General features: G+C 35.4%; 18 protein-coding genes. 9 read left to right on the top strand and 9 right to left on the bottom strand.

Annotated elements, in window-relative coordinates; all coding sequences use genetic code 11:
* The first annotated feature begins 168 nt into the window (after window positions 1-168).
* Both LI951_RS01225 and LI951_RS01220 read left to right on the top strand, forming a co-directional pair.
* Window positions 169-1,095: a manganese-dependent inorganic pyrophosphatase gene (locus LI951_RS01225; protein WP_202068868.1), complete on the top strand. Its 927-nt coding sequence runs from the start codon at window positions 169-171 to the stop codon at window positions 1,093-1,095.
* Between the two features lie 90 nt (window positions 1,096-1,185).
* A complete protein-coding gene (locus tag LI951_RS01220; RefSeq protein ID WP_229441019.1) occupies window positions 1,186-2,100 on the top strand; it encodes a DUF1803 domain-containing protein in 915 nt (304 codons plus the stop codon).
* A 315-nt stretch (window positions 2,101-2,415) separates the two neighbouring features.
* Here LI951_RS01220 and LI951_RS01215 read toward each other — a convergent pair whose 3' ends face one another.
* Window positions 2,416-2,949: a DUF2179 domain-containing protein gene (locus LI951_RS01215; protein WP_202068865.1), complete on the bottom strand. Its 534-nt coding sequence runs from the start codon at window positions 2,947-2,949 to the stop codon at window positions 2,416-2,418.
* A gap of 193 nt (window positions 2,950-3,142) precedes the next feature.
* Between LI951_RS01215 and LI951_RS01210 the strand changes: the two genes are divergently transcribed.
* The 6 genes from LI951_RS01210 to LI951_RS01185 all read left to right on the top strand — a co-directional run bounded on the left by LI951_RS01210 (window position 3,143) and on the right by LI951_RS01185 (window position 9,421).
* A complete protein-coding gene (locus LI951_RS01210; RefSeq protein WP_229441018.1) occupies window positions 3,143-3,427 on the top strand; it encodes a hypothetical protein in 285 nt (94 codons plus the stop codon).
* 336 nt (window positions 3,428-3,763) lie between these two features.
* A complete protein-coding gene (locus tag LI951_RS01205) occupies window positions 3,764-5,668 on the top strand; it encodes an endonuclease MutS2 (protein ID WP_229441017.1) in 1,905 nt (634 codons plus the stop codon).
* Between the two features lie 415 nt (window positions 5,669-6,083).
* Window positions 6,084-6,668 (top strand): histidine phosphatase family protein, encoded by a 585-nt coding sequence (locus tag LI951_RS01200; protein WP_229441016.1) that lies wholly within the window; start codon window positions 6,084-6,086, stop codon window positions 6,666-6,668.
* Between the two features lie 17 nt (window positions 6,669-6,685).
* The gene (locus LI951_RS01195) at window positions 6,686-7,072 is read left to right on the top strand and encodes a MerR family transcriptional regulator (RefSeq protein ID WP_202068861.1); all 387 of its coding nucleotides are present in this window, start codon (window positions 6,686-6,688) and stop codon (window positions 7,070-7,072) included.
* Between the two features lie 136 nt (window positions 7,073-7,208).
* The gene (locus LI951_RS01190; protein ID WP_202068860.1) at window positions 7,209-8,639 is read left to right on the top strand and encodes a PstS family phosphate ABC transporter substrate-binding protein; all 1,431 of its coding nucleotides are present in this window, start codon (window positions 7,209-7,211) and stop codon (window positions 8,637-8,639) included.
* A 209-nt stretch (window positions 8,640-8,848) separates the two neighbouring features.
* Complete coding sequence (locus LI951_RS01185; RefSeq protein ID WP_229441015.1) at window positions 8,849-9,421, top strand: PIN domain-containing protein; 573 nt, start codon at window positions 8,849-8,851, stop codon at window positions 9,419-9,421.
* Window positions 9,422-11,136: 1,715 nt separating this feature from the next.
* Here the strand turns inward: LI951_RS01185 and LI951_RS01180 are convergent.
* The 7 genes from LI951_RS01180 to LI951_RS01150 form a co-directional block, all read right to left on the bottom strand.
* Entirely contained in the window at window positions 11,137-11,757 is a 621-nt protein-coding gene (locus tag LI951_RS01180) for an NAD(P)H-dependent oxidoreductase (protein ID WP_229441014.1), read from the bottom strand.
* 24 nt (window positions 11,758-11,781) lie between these two features.
* Window positions 11,782-12,336 (bottom strand): GNAT family N-acetyltransferase, encoded by a 555-nt coding sequence (locus tag LI951_RS01175; protein ID WP_229441013.1) that lies wholly within the window; start codon window positions 12,334-12,336, stop codon window positions 11,782-11,784.
* Window positions 12,337-12,365: 29 nt separating this feature from the next.
* Window positions 12,366-12,857 (bottom strand): GNAT family N-acetyltransferase, encoded by a 492-nt coding sequence (locus LI951_RS01170; RefSeq protein ID WP_229441012.1) that lies wholly within the window; start codon window positions 12,855-12,857, stop codon window positions 12,366-12,368.
* Window positions 12,858-13,156: 299 nt separating this feature from the next.
* The gene (locus LI951_RS01165) at window positions 13,157-14,032 is read right to left on the bottom strand and encodes an aminoglycoside 6-adenylyltransferase (RefSeq protein ID WP_229441011.1); all 876 of its coding nucleotides are present in this window, start codon (window positions 14,030-14,032) and stop codon (window positions 13,157-13,159) included.
* A gap of 245 nt (window positions 14,033-14,277) precedes the next feature.
* Entirely contained in the window at window positions 14,278-14,628 is a 351-nt protein-coding gene (locus tag LI951_RS01160) for a DUF2200 domain-containing protein (RefSeq protein WP_202068985.1), read from the bottom strand.
* A 175-nt stretch (window positions 14,629-14,803) separates the two neighbouring features.
* Window positions 14,804-15,256 (bottom strand): DIP1984 family protein, encoded by a 453-nt coding sequence (locus LI951_RS01155; protein ID WP_202068986.1) that lies wholly within the window; start codon window positions 15,254-15,256, stop codon window positions 14,804-14,806.
* Window positions 15,257-15,502: 246 nt separating this feature from the next.
* The gene (locus tag LI951_RS01150; protein ID WP_229441010.1) at window positions 15,503-16,351 is read right to left on the bottom strand and encodes an SDR family oxidoreductase; all 849 of its coding nucleotides are present in this window, start codon (window positions 16,349-16,351) and stop codon (window positions 15,503-15,505) included.
* A gap of 103 nt (window positions 16,352-16,454) precedes the next feature.
* On the opposite strand from LI951_RS01150, the gene LI951_RS01145 reads away from it, so the two are divergent.
* A complete protein-coding gene (locus LI951_RS01145; RefSeq protein WP_229441009.1) occupies window positions 16,455-16,919 on the top strand; it encodes an Rrf2 family transcriptional regulator in 465 nt (154 codons plus the stop codon).
* A 198-nt stretch (window positions 16,920-17,117) separates the two neighbouring features.
* On the opposite strand, the gene LI951_RS01140 is transcribed toward LI951_RS01145, so the two are convergent.
* Entirely contained in the window at window positions 17,118-17,552 is a 435-nt protein-coding gene (locus tag LI951_RS01140) for a cupin domain-containing protein (RefSeq protein ID WP_202068990.1), read from the bottom strand.
* Between the last annotated feature and the right edge of the window lie 272 nt (window positions 17,553-17,824).

Genomic DNA, 17,824 nt, shown 5'->3' with positions numbered 1-17,824 from the left:
TAATCAGAAGACAGCCGAAAATTCAGTATTCGGTTGTTTTTTACTGAAAAATTCCAAATATTTGGAAAAATTATATCGAACGTCCGCCAACACTTATAAAAGTGTTGTTTCTTTTCAGTTTTTTGTTATTATTAATAATGAATGATAGATAAGGAGTGGAAAAGAATTATGTCAGAAATCTTTGTTTTCGGCCATCAAAACCCCGATACAGATGCGATCGGTGCGGCTATCAGTTTTGCTTACCTGCAAAAGGAATTAGGAAAAAATGCAGTTCCCGTGGCTTTGGGAACACCTAATGAGGAAACCCAATATGCCTTGGATTATTTCAATGTCTCTGCTCCGAAAATTATTGAAACAGCAGGAGGGGAAACAAAGGAAGTAATGCTTGTTGATCATAATGAATTTCAGCAAAGTGTTTCAGATATTAAAGATCTTACAATTCTTTCAGTAGTAGACCACCATAGAATTGCAAATTTTGAAACAGCAGATCCGCTATATTATCGTGCTGAGCCAGTAGGCTGCACAAGTACAATTATCTTTAAAATGTTTAAAGAAAGCAGTGTAGAGATTCCTAATCAAATTGCCGGAATGATGGTTTCTGCAATTATTTCAGATACACTGTTGTTTAAATCACCAACTTGTACTGAAGAAGATATAAAAGCGGCAAATGAACTGGCAGATATTGCTGAAATCAGTTTAGAGGGATATGGACTGGACATGTTGAAAGCCGGTACGAACCTAAGTGATAAATCGGCTGAAACATTACTGGACCTTGATGCGAAAAGCTTCCCTATGGGGGATAAAAACGTACGAGTTGCACAGGTAAATACAGTTGATTTAAATGAAGTATTAAGTCGTCAGAAAGAACTGGAAGCAGCAATGAAAGCGGAAAATGAGAGTAACGGCTATGAGCTGTTCGTTCTAATCGTTACGGATATCCTAGGCAGCGATTCTGAACTTCTGGTTATTGGTAATTCTATGGATCAGGTAGAAAAAGCATTCAATGTTAAACTTGAAAATAACCGTGCTTTCTTAAAAGGGGTTGTATCTAGAAAGAAACAGATTGTTCCTCAATTAACGGAAGTATTCAATTAATTTCTTTAGAGGCTGGGATTTTTATCTCAGTCTCTTCGTTTCATGGAAAGACACATTTAATGGAAAGAACTGCAGGAGAGTAGTAGCTAAATGACAAAAATAATCTATTATTATCAGAATAAAGAACAGAAAAAACTGGATAAGCTAGTTAAGAACCCTCTTTTTGAGAAAATCAGCCTTTACTTACTGGATCATCAAGGAGAAGAGATCATCCTCAGGGAATTAAAAAAAGTATTTATCAATGAAAAGCAATTCGAACAGTTTCTGGAAGAAATGATTCGCTTTGGATTAGTTAACCGAGAAGAACGACGGTACTCACTAAATTTCCCTCTGTTCCAACAATCAGAGCTTCAAATAAAACCACTGGAACTGGCAAGCCAGCTAAAAGAGTCTTTAAAAAGCCAGACACCAGCTGAACAAGTACGTTTTTATGGAGATATTTTATGGGAGATTCTTTTCTCAAACGAAGAAGACTATTTCTTCGGAATAAACGAAACTGCCTCCCCATCATTCTATGAAAGAGTAGAAGCAGGAAATGGCCAACTGACATTTGTTTCTGTCCACAAAAAAGAAGCTGTTCCGCTTAATCTTGCTGCTTATTTTGATACCATGACGGTTACAAGCGGAGACGGTTTACCCTTCGTGTATCAGCCTTTACAGGAGCTTATAGGAGATGTAGACAGTGAGTATTTTGCAGCTCAAGCTTATCGAATCGTTCGTGCTGTTTTAAAGAAGAGAAAAATTGCTGACAAGAGAAATATATTCTTGGAGTCACTCGTTGTTACAAATGATTTGACAAGAACAGAAGACGGTTGGGTACTTCAAGTACCGATTATAACTGAGGAGAATCCTCCGCTGACAATAAGTTTAAGTGCTTATACGGATAAATTTCAACAAATTATAGATAAGAATCAACGGCTATTGAAAAAACGATTATTTTATCAGACTTGTTTGGAATTATATTTAGAAAATCAGGATTATCTGACTTATTATAAATACAATTAACCATAAAAATATTATGTAAACTAAAGTTAATATGAGTAGTTTAGATATAAATAAGAAGAGGTCGGGACAAAAACGATCAGCTCCGAGAATTAAGAAGGAATAACCGAAAATTGTCAAGGAACACTATTCATAGAATGAATAGCTGTGAATTGATACCTTCCTGGAGCTCCTCATATTTTCAGGATAGTTCGGCTTAATTCTGAAGGAGTTGCTCCTGCGGTTACTCGTCGCAAAAAGAATTTTTGCTTTTGTACCGCCGTTTATTCGGGTGTAGATATGAAGAGAGTTTGGAACTTTATTTCTGTCCCAAACTCTTCAGTTTCTTTTTCTAATTTTTTTCGTCCAGAAACCACCGGAAATATATTTTGGTTCATAGGAGATCATAAATGCCCGTGGTTCTATTTCATTGATCAGCTTATACAGCTTCCGCTCATTTTTTCTAGGAGAAAGGATTTCCAGTACCATTCGCTCACCATCTTTGCCCATCGCAGCACTTTCTGTAACACCATAACCATGTTCACGCAGCTGTTCAGGGAGACTAAGCTCTTTCGTTGTGGAGGGTAGAATAACAGTAACCATAATGTAGCCAAGGGCAAGATAGTCCTCAATTTTAATCCCGACACTAATCCCGACAGCATAGCCCAATGCATAGACAACCAGGTTTAAGGGGTCATCCAATCGATTTAAAACCAAGCTGAGTCCAAGGACATAAATCGTTATTTCAGCCATGCTCACAATTGGCGCGAGGATTCTGTACCCCTTCATCGTCAGCATGAAACGTATTGTGTTTAATGTGATGTAAGCAAAATTAATCACAAAAATTTTCAGTAAGATACTCCAATCAATCATTACCAATCCTCCTTTCAACCAATCATGTTTAGCAATTATAGTATAAATATTGAAGAAATCATAGAAGAAATTAAGTAAATGAAAGTTTTCTGAGAGTGGGACTTATTCTATTTTACGTTTGATAGTCTGAGCATTCACTTTCATAATAAAAATTAACTGTATAAGAGAGGAGTTATTTTAACGAATATTCGAAATGTACTGTCTGAAACATCAGAAGAAGTGTTTCAGCTGCGGTAAGATACTAAAATCAGATACTGCAGTCAGCAATTACTCCCTTATACTGGAAAAGGAGCTTGAACTTTTTCTAAATGATCAGGCAATCCTGCTGAATGGTGATCTAGTAAATAAAGCTTTTAATACGATTACAAAAACGTACAGCGAGAAAAAAGCAGTACTGGCGTGGCGGTTTCAATTTACAAATTTTGCAAAAGTGAAATTTATTACGAAAAAAATTGAATTTTCTCAGCGTATATCTTAACAGGAAAAAATGTAATTATTGAGAAGTCCAAAGCTGAAATGATAGCTGAGGATATTACTGAAAAATCCTAGTTGCAATTCCGCTTAATTTCAGTATAATAGTGTATGTGAATGAAATTGTTCAGAAAAAGAAACGAGGGCTTTTGGTGAGTGTTCTAGGTATCTAATTAAGCAACTTAATAAACAAGTAAGTAAAAAATGAGGCTTATTTGTTGTGCGCATGGATACCTGTCGAATTTATAATTAAGAATGATGCAGACGGTAGAATCATACCGTCTTTTTTTGAACAATTTTATTGACTGATCGTCAGGTATCTTATCTGAAAGGGATGGATATCATGAATAAAAATATTTATAATGCTATACAATTTAATATAATAAAAGATGAACTAAAAAAATATGCTTTTAGTCAATTTGCTAAAAATACGATAGATAAAAGAGAGCCGTCTACTTCAGAAGCTGCTGTTCAACGATGGCTGGATGAAACAGAAGAAGCTGTAACTATTTTATCCAGCGGCCAGCACGTTCCTTTTATGGGCTTAAGCAGGATTGAACAGCTGACTAATCAAATTAATAAAGGAATGGTTCTTGAAGCTGGGGAGCTGGTTGAATATGCTGATTTCCTTAGAAGTTTTCGGCTGATTGCCAAGCTATTTGAGAAAAACCAATATCAGACACCAATCCTGTATTCTTACACAAATGATTTGACTGACTTTTCAGATATTGCTTCCGTTATCTATGAATTCATACAAGGAAACCGGGTGAATAGCGAAAGCTCGAAGGAACTAAAACGTATTCGGTCACAAATTGCCAAACTGGAAAAAGAAATAGATCAGCGATTGCGTAAGTTTATGGCTAACGGGCAAAATCAGAAAAAGCTGCAGGATCGTCTGATTCTGATGAAGGATGAACGCTATACTGTACCTGTCAAAATCGAATTCAAGCAACAGGTGTCCGGTACAATTATTGATCAGTCCTCAAAAGGAACTACCGTTTTTATTGAGCCGGATACTGTCAGAAAATACAATGATTTGCTGATTATGGAACGTGCAGCAGAAGTAGGTGAAGTATATCAGCTGCTGGCGTATCTGACAGGTCTGATTGGCGAACAAATGGAAACAATCAGTTATTGTATGGACGTTGTTACTGAACTGGAAATCATTTTCTCCAGAGGAAAATACAGTCGTTCAATTAATGGAAAGAAGCCTCTGATTAATAAGGAAGAACGAATCATTTTAAAGAATGTGACACATCCGCTGTTAACAGATCCGATACCTTTGACTCTGGATTTGGGAGTGGATAACCGGGCATTAATTATTACCGGTGCGAATGCGGGAGGAAAAACGCTTGTTTTGAAGACTGTTGCTTTAGTGTCATTGATGACGATGTTTGGCATCTTGATCGCAAATGAAGAGGGGACAGATATAGCTGTATTCGATAATATTTTTATTGATATCGGTGATCAGCAGAGTCTTGAAAATTCTTTAAGTACATTTTCTGGTCATATGCAGAATCTGTCTGATGTTTTAAAACAGGTAAATCGTCATACCTTGGTGCTTCTGGATGAAATAGGAAGCGGGACAGATCCTAATGAAGGAGCAGCACTTGGTATCGCTTTAATGGAAGAAATGTATAGAAAAGGAAGCCTGGTAATAGCAACAACCCATTTCGGAGAAATAAAAGAATTTGCTCTTCAGCATGAGGACTTTACTACCGCAGGGATGGCCTTTGAAACGGATACATTAACGCCTAAATATAAGTTGTTACTAGGAGAAACAGGAGAGAGTCATGCATTTTGGATTGCTGAAAAAATGAAGATAAATGCTCGTGTACTAACTCAGGCGACCGAGTATCTAAAAAATCGTTCTTATAATCGAAGCAAACAAGCGTTTCATTCTGTCACAAAGGTAAAAACTGAATCAGTTACCCAAGCTGCGAATTATGAATTTTCAAAAGGTGATCGGGTATGCTTGAATGATTCACAGAAAATCGGTCTGTATTTTGAAACAGAAAATGAGTACAATGGACTTGTTTATGTAGACAAAGAAATGATTGAAGTTCCTCTGCGAAGATTAACCTTGCTTCGTACTGCAGAGGAACTTTATCCATCTGGCTATGATCTTGATTCGCTCTTTGAGTCATTTGCTGCCCGCAAACTGCGAAAAGATTTGGACAGAGGAGCTAAGAAGGCACAGAAGAAATTGGATAAAGAGATGAAACAACGAAGAGACGACAGATTTTAAAGATTAACTATAGTCTAAACATCACAATAAACCTTGATAAGCTAATAAATCACTGTTAATTGCTGTTGCAAAGTTGGTTTGGTTTTTGTAGGTTGCTGAGTAAAAATATTTTTCTTGAGTAATTTCTTTATCATAAAAAATATTTTTACTTATTTTTTATATACAAAAACAAGTAAATAAATACAAAAATGATTAGAAGGACTACTGATATGTTCATTAGTACAATACCTAAATCATAATTTAGGGCAGCTTCTTTTTGTGTTTTTAGCAGCTCTTCTTTTGACAAAGTATTTAAGTCCTGTATAGGAAATAGAATTGTTTGAAGAAAATAGCCCAAAGCAAATTCGTACATTTAAATGATTGACTTAGAGTGAGCTTCAAGAAGTAAACTGTAAATAGATAACAATGAGAAAAAATGTTGGGAGGAAATTTTTTGAAGAAAACATTCTATATGATGAGGCATGGGCAAACATTGTTTAATGTGAGAAGAAAAATACAGGGAGCGTGCGACTCTCCATTAACAGAAGAAGGAATTAAGCAGGCAGAGGAAGCCAGTCGCTATTTTGATGGCATTACAATCGATCATGCTTACAGCTCTACATCTGAAAGAGCATGCGATACGCTGGAGATTGTCACACATAATCAGCTGAATTACACTAGAATAAAAGGATTAAAGGAGATGGACTTTGGAACATTTGAAGGAGAAAGTGAAGACTTAAATCCAGAAGACAAGAGTACCTTCTTCCTTCAGTATGGCGGGGAATCAAGAGAGCAAGTGAGAAAACGTTTGGTTAAAACCTGTCAGGATATTATGCGAAAAGGAGATCATCAAAATGTACTGGCTGTTTCACATGCAGGTGCCTGCTTGCACTTTTTAAGTCATTGGCAGGACCCTTCAGAAATATTGAAAGGGGGATTTCCTAACTGTATGATTTTGAAATATGAGTATGAATCAGAGGCTGAGTCATTCAAATTAGTTGAAGTTTGTCGTCCGATATAAATAAGGAGGCGATCATTATGAACATTAAAGCAGCAAGTGAGGCGACAGGTGTTTCTGCAGACACCATTCGATACTACGAACGAATTGGACTGATTCCGCCAGTTAAAAGAAGTGAGGTCGGGATCAGAATATTTGATGATGAAGACTTGCGTTGGATTTTTTTCAGCAGACAAATGCGCAATGCTGGCATTTCTATCGAAGCACTCATAGAATATCTGACCTTGTTTAAAGAAGGGAAGAGAACGGTTCCTGCCAGGCTGAGCCTTTTGGATGATCAGAAAGAAATCCTGGAAAATCGAATACAGATATTGCAGGAAGCACTGGATCGTTTAAATTTCAAAATTGATAACTATCATACGCATATGGCTCCTGCAGAAGATCAATTACGAGATTTCGATGAATAATTAGAAAGACTGCTGTTTGTTTGCCCTGAGAAACTTGGACAAATAGGCAGTAGTTTTTTTAGGCTGAATTACTCTGGTAATGATAAAAAATAACCATTATACTTGAATAAAAGAAATTGATTGTGAGGAATATAAAATGGAAAATAAAAGATATTATACGAAAGTCTTGGTATATGGAGGAATTCTCACTCCGCTGATTATTGATCTCAGTATCATTTTATGGATATTTTTCCCTATTTTATTGATAGCAGGAGTAGCCTTGTTGGTATTTCTTTGGTATAGGTTTACTGAAAAAACAGTGTTTCCTGAAACTTTTACACAAAAATATTTACCATTTCTTCTAGTTTCAGGCTATTACTTAGTAGTCTGGTCAGTTTCACTGGTACTTGGCGGCTACAGCTATGACAGTAGTTACATCAGTAATGCTATGTTCTTAACATTTCCCTTTTTAGTCCCTAATTTTCTTTTTTCATTTGCAGGGGATTATTCTTTTTTTCCATTTATGATTCTCATTACCTATTCAATCGTTGTTGTACTGGTCTCCATTTTCACTTGGAAAAAGGGCAATAAAAGCCGCTGGACAGGATCAGCATATTCATTGATTCTCATGGCAGCTCTGTTATTGGCACTTCCTTTTTATCAAAGCTATAGGAAAAAGACGATTTTTCTTGAACAAGATTATACAGTAACTCAAATATCTGATGAAATTAATATTTATGATTATGCTCCATTCAACGAAGAATCTGATATCGCCAGACTTGCCGAAGAACCTGAACTGATTATAGACAGTGATTATCCCAAACTAGATGGAGCTACAGCAGCATTTCCTGTTTATTCTGCCATTTCTGAATTTGTCTATCGTGGGATAATTAAAGAAAGCATCTGGGATTATGTCAGATGTTCTAAAACAAGCGAAGCATATACTCGTTTGATCAACGGAGAAACAGACATTATTTTTGCCGCTCAGCCGTCAAAAGAACATTTGAGATTGGCAGAAGAGCAGGGGATAGAACTAGTATTAACACCGATTGCTAAAGAAGCCTTTATTTTCTTTGTAAATGAGGAGAATCCAATTGATGGGCTCTCTGTGAGTCAAATTCAGGATATTTACTTGAAAAAAATAACCAACTGGAAAGAAATTGGTGGACTAAACGAAAAAATCTTAGCTTTTCAACGTCCGGAAAATTCTGGCAGCCAGACAACTATGCTGACAAAAGTAATGGAGGGACAAGAACTACCTGCTCCGATGAAAGAAGAATACGCTGCGGGAATGGGCAGTATTATCAGTGGAGTTGCTGCTTATAGAAACTATTCGTCTGCAGTCGGCTATTCATTCCGCTTTTATGCAACAGATATGAAATCGGATAAAGGAATTAAGCTCCTGGCAGTGGATGGAATCGAACCTTCGAAAGAAAATATTCAAGACGGAAGTTATCCATTTACAGTAGAGGTCTATGGGATTACTGCCGGAACAGCCAATGAGAATACACAAAAATTATTGGATTGGCTGCTCACCAATCAAGGACAACGACTTGTTGAAGAAAGCGGATATGTGCCAGTTAATTGAGAAGTTTTATCACAGTCTTAATACTTTACTTGTAAGCCATTATTTTTCAGCAATTCTGAATTCACTATAGAGGAATTTTAGTTTCAAAGAACATATACGGAACGAGAAAAGATATAAAAACTATATAAATATGAAATATCTCTAGAAATTGTGTGATATACTTAAAGTGCTGTTTTTAAAACATACTTTTCTATATGAGGTGATTTTATATGAACTATCTAATTGATTTTGAAAATGTCTCTGCGACTTTCCATGAATTAATTGGAGAACTTACTGTTCAAGACAAAATTTATATTTTTTATACAGATAAATGCCAGAAAATATCATTGGATCAACTAGAAGCAATAGCACCAGCTGATTGGTATCTTATTAAAGTTAATTCTGGACAAAACGCACTAGACTTTCAGTTAAGCAGCTACTTGGGCTATTTAATCGCAAAGGAAACAAAAGAAAAACAAAAATTTACGATTGTTAGTAATGATTGTGGGTATAATTTTGTCGTTAATTTTTGGAAAAAAATGAATATCACTATCAAAATAAAAAGAGAGTCAGTTTCCCAAAAGAGTAGTGAACTTACTGAATTTGAAAAGAAATTTAAACAAGAATTCCCTAGTATTTATCAAAAATCCTTCGCAAGCGTCGTTAAAATAGTCAAAGGGAAAAATAAAAAAGTATCGGACATACATAACGAGCTTGTCCAAACTTACGGAGAGCCGGGAAAGAATATTTATAAATTTGTCAAACCATATCTTAATGAAGGGAGTATAGACAGGCTACAATAAACAATATGTTTTTTATCTAAAAATGAACATGGGACTGATGAAAGTAAAAATACTTTTGGCAGCCCCATTTTTTATAGAGCCGAAAAACTGCAGGTAGCAAGCCAGTACAGCGGTATCTGATTTTCTTTTTTTCTAGTTTACATAATATATATTATTCAAAGTTCTTTTGTGCTTGTTTCGTACCTGTTTTGAACCTCTGAGTGCTGTGTTTTCGACTTAAATCTCTATTGAAATAGCCAGCTTATGAAGTGCACTAGAGAACCTATAACCATAATTACAAGTATCAATATAGTTTCTCTTTTTCTCCGAGCATGGTATTGTTGGGGAGTTTCTTTTCTTCTGTTAAATCTAAGACATGCCAAAATACTACCACCTTTAAATATTTTTAGTAAATTAAAATATATTTTTAACATTCTATAACTTCATATACGAAATAATGATATATGCATACATTATGATTACAATCGAAAAACTGCAAGTAGCGTAATAAGTAAAATATTCATGATTATAGCTCCTTCCCTTCGCTTTTTCGGATTACCATATCATTTTCTATCAGCATTTCAACAAGCGAGCCGTTGTTCTCTCGTCAGTTTCATTCTTCTTTTTCCTATAACTAATACCCCTGTCTAGGACACTGAAATAATTAAGTGTCCTAGACAGGGGTAGCATATTAGAATGTTCAAGTCTTTTTGGTTGTCAGATGAAAAAATATATAAGAGCAGTAGTCGCAGCAACAGCCAACAAAACACCAAGTAGCAAAAAACTATTGCTTTTCTTTGAGTTCTTCACGCTCTTATTCGAGTATCGCTTTCTGTAATAATCCCTATCTTCAATGCCCATACAAAACCACCTTTCAATGTTTATTGAATCATTTTAATGCCAAGTGGTAATCAAGCTTTTCATTGCCTACCCTCCTAAGACACGGCTACCCACATTTTTGCACCTAACTGGTGGAACATATGCTCATACTTAAAATCTAATAGTATTCCTATCGTATAAATAAATACCTATAAAGATAGCTAGTACAATAAGAAGAAGAATAGCAATTGAAACAAGAAAAACATTTGCCCCTCTTTTCTTGTCCCAAGAATATTGAGCCTTTTTTCTTTTGCCTAAAATCGAAAATATGAGTATTCCGATGATAACAATAAAGGACAATTCAATAAAAAATAAATTGACCATTTCTTTACTGTTAGTAATCCACAAACCAATCACACCTTACTTTACATTTTGAAATGATTATATCATAAAATAATAAATTCTAAAATGGTTTAAAAAGCATATATTATATAAAGTCCTTTAAGCAGAGAAAAGCGGTTTGATTATTATTAAAAAACTGGTTGGGTCATACTTCCTATGTGATCGCTTCTGGACATTCTCCAATTTACAGCATGAATACAAGGGGCGGATTTGGTTCAAGCTATTATTATTCATACGTCAACCTTCCGTGGGTTTATGGATATACAGGCGGTGTATAGGAGCTCCCACATACAGAACGATCAAAGTTGTGAAATACGTATGGTTCAGCAAGCGTAGCATAAGCTGTAACACTGGTGGCTTAACTCTAGGAATTTTCTTCTGCCTCATTTTCATTGTGCTGTAAAGTAATTCCTATTGTTGTCTCTAGATCAGCCTCCATTTTCTTGATAGCAGATTCTAATGAATCATTATTGAAATAGCCTAGCTTATAATATTGTTCAACAATATCGCCTATCTTATGAAAATGCTCGCTGGCTGACTTTTCCCAGAAATTTTTCTCTTATTTCCAACGTGTTCGTTTCTCTTCCCATTTCTCCCAAGACCATAACTTTCTTCGTCTTTATCCCACAATGATTCAATACCGCATTTTTCAGTACAGCTACACCATAACTGTCAGGGACACTTAAAAAACCGCTAAATATTTTATACCACCAGTTTGGAGCCATAGAGGTTGTGATGATTTCAGCAGTTTTTCCTTTCAGATATTTTTTAAATTGTCTACCCGTTAAAAAGTTTAAAAGGAAAGAGCCTTTATTATTTGAAGAATAGGCAATACCTGGAGTGAATACTCTATCGATCCATCCCTTCATTAAACTGGGCATTGAACTCCACCAAATAGGGTAAATAAAGACCAGATGATCTGCCCACAGCAATAGCTCCTGTGAGTATTCAATAGATCGATCGACAGCCATCCGTTCTCTGTACCCAAGCCTTAATACAGGATCGAAGCTCATTTTATACAGGTGAATACTTTTAACCGTGTGTTTAGCTGTATCTAAAGATGATAAATATTGCTCAGTAATTGCGGTGCAAAAGCTTTCTTTATCTGGGTGTCCATTAATTACTAAAATATTCATTCGTACTCCTTAAAAAATTTATTCTTAAAAATCGGATAATCCTTGATTTTGATAATTATTGTGAATAAAATCATTTTTCAACATTCCATAAAGATACGTATCTTGCCATAGCGGATCACCATTTACTGCTCTGTTAAAATACACGTTCTTGAGAAGATGGCCTTCTTTTCTAAAGCCTGCTCTTTCCAGAAGCTTCCATGAGTTTTCATTTTCAGGATTGCACATTGCTGAAATTCGATGTGCTCCCTGATTGTTAAAAACATCATCCAGCAAGATGGATACTGCTTCACTTGCATATCCCTGCTTTTGAAATTTTCGGTTAAAAACATAGCCAAGTTCCCAGCTATTTTGCTCTTGCTCGGAAAGATAAATCTGTCCGATTACTTGACCGGTTTCTTTGAGACAAATAGCCCAAAAATTTGCTGAATGACTCATTTTTTTCAAAGCTCTATGACTTTCATCATAAGTATGTACAGCATATGGCTCATATTTTACCACCACATCATCAGATAAGTAGTCGTGAACATCTGCTAAATCCTCTGATTCAAATCTTCTAATTTTCAATCTTTTACTTAACATCTTTTCGTACTCCCTTTTTCAGAGTTTTTCTAAAAATCTAAAATCATATCATACCAAGTTTCTCCGGCGTGTTGTGAACTAGAGATCCCTTCAATTTTATACCCGTTTTTTTCATAAAAAGGGATCAGTTCCTCCAAACAAGTTAGCGTAATCCCTTTTCTTTTATGGTCTTTTGCTTCTTCTGATAATTTTTTCAGCAATTTCCCTGCAATACCATGCCTATAATATTCTGGAGCAACTGCAAGACTTAGAATTGACTGATATCCGCCTGTTTGAGGATTCAAAACAGTTTTTTTGAATAGGTCATCGTACAAACATCGTTCATTAATAACCGGACCTACAACATAGCCCAAAAGTTTGTTTCGTGGATCAGTGGCAACAATAAAACTATCTGGAATGACTTGAATTCTTTCTTTCATCGCTTTTCTTGTTGCTGCTTCCTCTGGTGAGAAACCTGACTGTTCAATTTCCATAATTCTATCTAAATCATTTAATTTTGCTGATCTAAAAGTGAGCTGCACTTGTCGCCATCCTTTACAATATATTTAATTAAACTTTTTTTGTATAAAAATTCTCAATTATTATATATCATTCCTTGAAATCAATCATACCCCACTTTCACTAAACCCTGTTAAAACAACTTGGTTTGATTAATGATTTTCTCTGATTATCCAGCATTAATCAATTGTTAAGCTTCTTGAGAAAAGCAGCAGCAATGCAGATAAACTCAAACTATCTTTAATCTCGTTTTATGCAGTCATTTCTTTTACTTGCTCCTGTGACAGTTAGAGAATATTGGCCATTTTAATAAACTCTCACCTTAGCTGCTCTCTGACTGCTTCAACCCTTTATTGGTTTCAATCCAGTCTGTAACTTTCAATTGCAGATCATCAGAAATAATAAACCCGGTAAGCTTCTGCAAAGGCTCTGACAGATTCAAAAACAAATCAATGGATTGTTGCAATGCCTCCCAGTTATTTTCCATTCCAAACTGCCCTAAAACATTGAAAAGAGCCTTGTAAACAGAGGGTTCTGTCCATTCATTGATGAATCTGCCGCTGCTTTTTTCTTCAACATTCTTGTCCTTAAGAGAAAGTTCGTACCATTCGATCATTTGAAATGTGACATTCTTATATGCTTGTTCTTTAGCTTTAACCGCCCAGTTTTCCTCTATCAGCAATTGTTTGCTGATAGACAGGGTCATAAACCAGAAAAGCTGATTTAACTGTTCAAAATTTTCTTCTGTCAAAGGTATTTTCTCTAGTTGATTTTCTTGATTCGGCAGTAGCTGTTCCCCATTCCCAGCATTGTTTACAATTAATTGAACACCTTGATTAAACATTTCGGGCACTTTTTCTGATTTAACCTGTTCCGCATATTCCTTATTGGTTTTTACCACAATATCAACCTGATAGCCACCGTCAAAAAGAGTCAGACGTTTCTGCTCATCATTCATTGTCTTAACCTTAATGGAACTCCAAATCGTCCCAAATTGAGAAATAAACTTTGGTGTTTCCAAATATTTTTCAGGCTCCTCTGTATAAATTAACAAATCCAAGTCAGACCATTGATCAGTAAGCTGCTCCTTTTTAGCTCTCGAACCGATAACATAAGCCGCCTTGATATCTTTTTGCACTTTCCCAACCGAAGTGAATGCTTCAATTAAGCGATCGTAAAACAACTCATTTTTCCCCATAGAAAATACTTCCCCTTTTCAAATTATACTGCTCCTTCAAAAATAATAGAACTTCTCACTAACCTTTACAAAATATTTTAGCTTTCATCTCATTAATAATAAGATAAGTAAAAATGCTGCTCATTCATTAATTATGTTTATTATCTCAATAAAATTCAGTATCGTCCATATTAAAAAACACCCGATATCATATCCGAGTGTTTTTTGAATTATTCAGTTTTTCAAGCCTAATAGCTCAGACATATTCAACTGCGCAAAATTTTCTCCAATTTTTTTCCTTTAGCCAGTTCATCAATTAATTTATCCAAGTAACGGATTTCCTGCATAAGCGGCTCTTCAATTTCCTCTACTCTAACACCGCAAACAACTCCTTTTATCAACGATCGATCAGGATTAAGTTTAGGTGCTTCATTGAAAAATGTTTCAAAATCAATATTGGTATCAATCTGTTTTTTTAAGCCAGCTTCGTTATAGCCAGTCAGCCAGTAAATAATTTGGTCTACTTCTTCTTTGGTACGATCTTTACGCTCTGCTTTTGTAATGTATAAAGGGTAAACGCTGGCGAAACTCATGGTATAAATTCTTGGCTTAGTCATTTTTGTTTCCTCTTTTCTGTTAATAATATCTACATAAGTATAAAATCCGCATTTACAGATTTTCTTTGATCTTTTGATCTATAATAGTTAAATTGTTCACAAGTAAATGTATGTCCTACCAGTTTACTATAAGTTTGTGCGTTCAGTGAAAATGAACTGCCGACGGACTACTGCATTACAGATCAACTGACCAATTTGTTTTTCTGATAAGTGTATCCAGTTTTCTGAATTCTTTGGATAAGTGATCAATCTCTCTTTGAAGCCTTGAAATATTTACTGTTGTTTTAATTTTTATTTCTGCTCTTGTCCTTCTAAAATTTGAATCTGTGGCAGTTGATTGAATCAATACCAATAATTTTCTCTTACGAACCATTTCTTCTCGAGCGATCAATGCTTCTGATATCGTTCGGCCATCATCCAGTATTTTCTGCTGATTACATGCATTAATCTGAGTAACCAAAAAGCTCAGCTCCTCATTTATTTTTGAATATTCTTTCAGTAATGTTTCTGGATACTCTCCGGGCTCGTCCCCTTCTTGAACTTTCAGATTCTTTAAAATTCGTTGTTGGATGCCTTCGAGTTTTTGCTGGTATTCTGAACGCAGCAATAGTCCTTCTGCCAGTTTCATTAAACCCACCTCTCTTTTGTATAATTTAGTATTTTTTGATGTAACATTTTTCTATTTCCACTAATAATAACATGAAATGTCCATCTGATAAAATTGTTACTGTATTTACCAATCGATTATTTTCTTTTTATTGCTGCTCATATAATATTATTATGTTTTAATGCAGGAAAAAGCTTTGATTGAAGGGATATGCCCAGTCTGTTAGGACCAATTCCAAAATCAAAGCTTTTAGCCTTTTTTATTTATTCAGTCCAAAAGTTCCTTTACAGCTGCTGCCAATGGTGTTAATGGTCTATCTAGCACTTTTTCAAAATCATCTGAAGATACATCAAGTTTCTTATTTTTAATATCGTGTTGGAAACTCAGAAACACCTCAGCTGCTTTCTCCGGCAAACCACTTGCGGTAAGATTTTCGATAAATTCGTTGTCTCCTCCATTCGACACATCAAAATCTTTTCCGGAGGCTTCTTTAACAGCTCTCGCCAGTTCTCTATAATCAACAGGCGTTCCTGACAGCTCCAAAATTTCAGGATATTCTGTTTTTCCTGATAAAACAATTGCGGCTGCCTCTCCATACTCCCGACGCAAAGCCCAGCCGACTTTTCCTTCTCCAGCACTATAAACAAATTTTCCACTAGATAATGCAGCCCCAATAACAGGAAGTTCATTTTCAAGATACCAGTTATTCCGAAGAATCGTATGCTTCAGTCCTGATTTTTTGATCACCCTTTCTGTGTAGGCGTGATCTTCAGCGAGCTGGCTGTTTGCATTCATGGCGTTTGCCAAACTTGTATAGGCGATAAATTCAATTCCGGCCTTTTTTGCGGCATCAATAACATTTTTATGCTCCTGCTGTCGATTGCCAGGAGCTCCTGAAATCAGCAGTAACCGATCAATCCCTTCCAATGCTTCTGACAAAGCTTCTTGATTTTCATAATCTGCTAAGCGTACCTTAAAACCCTTAGCTTTTAAGGTTTCTGCTTTCTTTGGATTTCTTGCCAGACCATAGATGTTTTCCTTGGGAACTAATTCTTTCAAATACGTTAAAACATGTCCGCCTAATTCTCCTGTTACACCTGTGATTAAATAATTCATTCTTATTCCTCCAATCTCAATCCTGTTCTTTTTAAAATTACAGGTTTATTCTATAATATGTGGTACTATAAATCAAGAGAAAAATCCGGAAAGGAGAAGTCTGATGAAATATTCAGTGAAATTTAGTGATGCCATACATATTTTGGCGTATATAGAAATATTTAAAGGAACAGATCTATCAAGTGAAGTTATTGCGGCCAGTGTGGAAACAAATGCGGTTTCTGTCAGAAAAATTATGAGTCAGCTAAAAAAATCAGGTTTGATTATCAGTCATAGTGGAAAAGCGGTCCCAAAGCTATCCCGAAAGCCTGAAAAGATCAGCTTTTATGATATTTATAGAAGTGTGGAAAGTCATTCTGACCTCTTCCATGTCGATACCAAAACTGCTCCCGGCTGTATTGTTGGAGGGAATATTCAAGACGTCCTCTTGGAGAAATACGATTTGCTCCAGCAATCTGTTGAAAATGAGATGAAAAAAATCACACTCCGAGATATCATCGGAGAAATTTCTGAACGAGAAATTGAAAGGCATCCTGAAAATAGAAATCAGGTAAGACCATTTTTGTAAAATCCTTGATTAATAGATGAATATACCCTATAAACTAAAAGCACTTTTTCCACAATTTTTTCGGGAAAAGTGTTTTATTAAAGAATCAAAAATTTTTTTCATAGAAGAGCTGTCAAAGTTCGTTACCAACAACTGATGCTCTTCATTTTTTGAAATTTCTGCGCAAAATAATCAATAGAAATCCAAAAGCTTACCTTCCTAAATTAATGCTTGTTTATCATTTTTAACCAGTTGCTTGACCTGTTCCTTGCTATATACAGTTTTATCCTGCTTAATCATTTCAGACTGATCCTCATCTGTTTTAACAAAACGAAACACAAGAAATTCAGCTGCTTCATTATTTCTGTTTGTTAAACGATGGATACTGTTATTAACACGAACTACGTCACCTTTGTTCACTTCTAAAATTGAAATTCTCTGATTCTCAACAGATTCCACATGAAATATTCCTTCTATGCCGACGATGACTTCTTCAACAACAGTATGCGCATGCCATTCCTGAATAGCTCTGGAAGGAAGAACATTTTTGTGTACTTCAAACTCTGGATACAGAAAATAGTTCACTTCAGTTCCTTCTTCTTTTTTTACAAAAATAGAATCCTGAAGTTTTTGTATTTCGGTTAACTGGTTCATCTTATAGTCACCTCATTTATATTTTTTGTTAGAGTACAAGAAGCACTTTACCAATATTCTTTCTGGATTCAAAAAAATTATGGGCTTTGTTTCCATCAGATAATTGGAATAGGCTTGGTTTACTTATTTCAATTTTATTTTTAGAAGAGTGCTAGAATAAATACTGACTTCTATTACCTCTTTCAGAATAGTTGCTTAAATAATCAGTACTAATAATTTGATTATCTACGTAATCTCATATTCTGTAAAGGAAGAGATAGTCCCCCTTTATT

It is taken from the genome of Enterococcus sp. BWT-B8 (assembly GCF_020567625.1).
Taxonomy (GTDB): domain Bacteria; phylum Bacillota; class Bacilli; order Lactobacillales; family Enterococcaceae; genus Enterococcus_L.
Note: the sequence above shows the minus strand (reverse complement) of the source record. Positions and strands in the feature narration are given on the sequence as shown.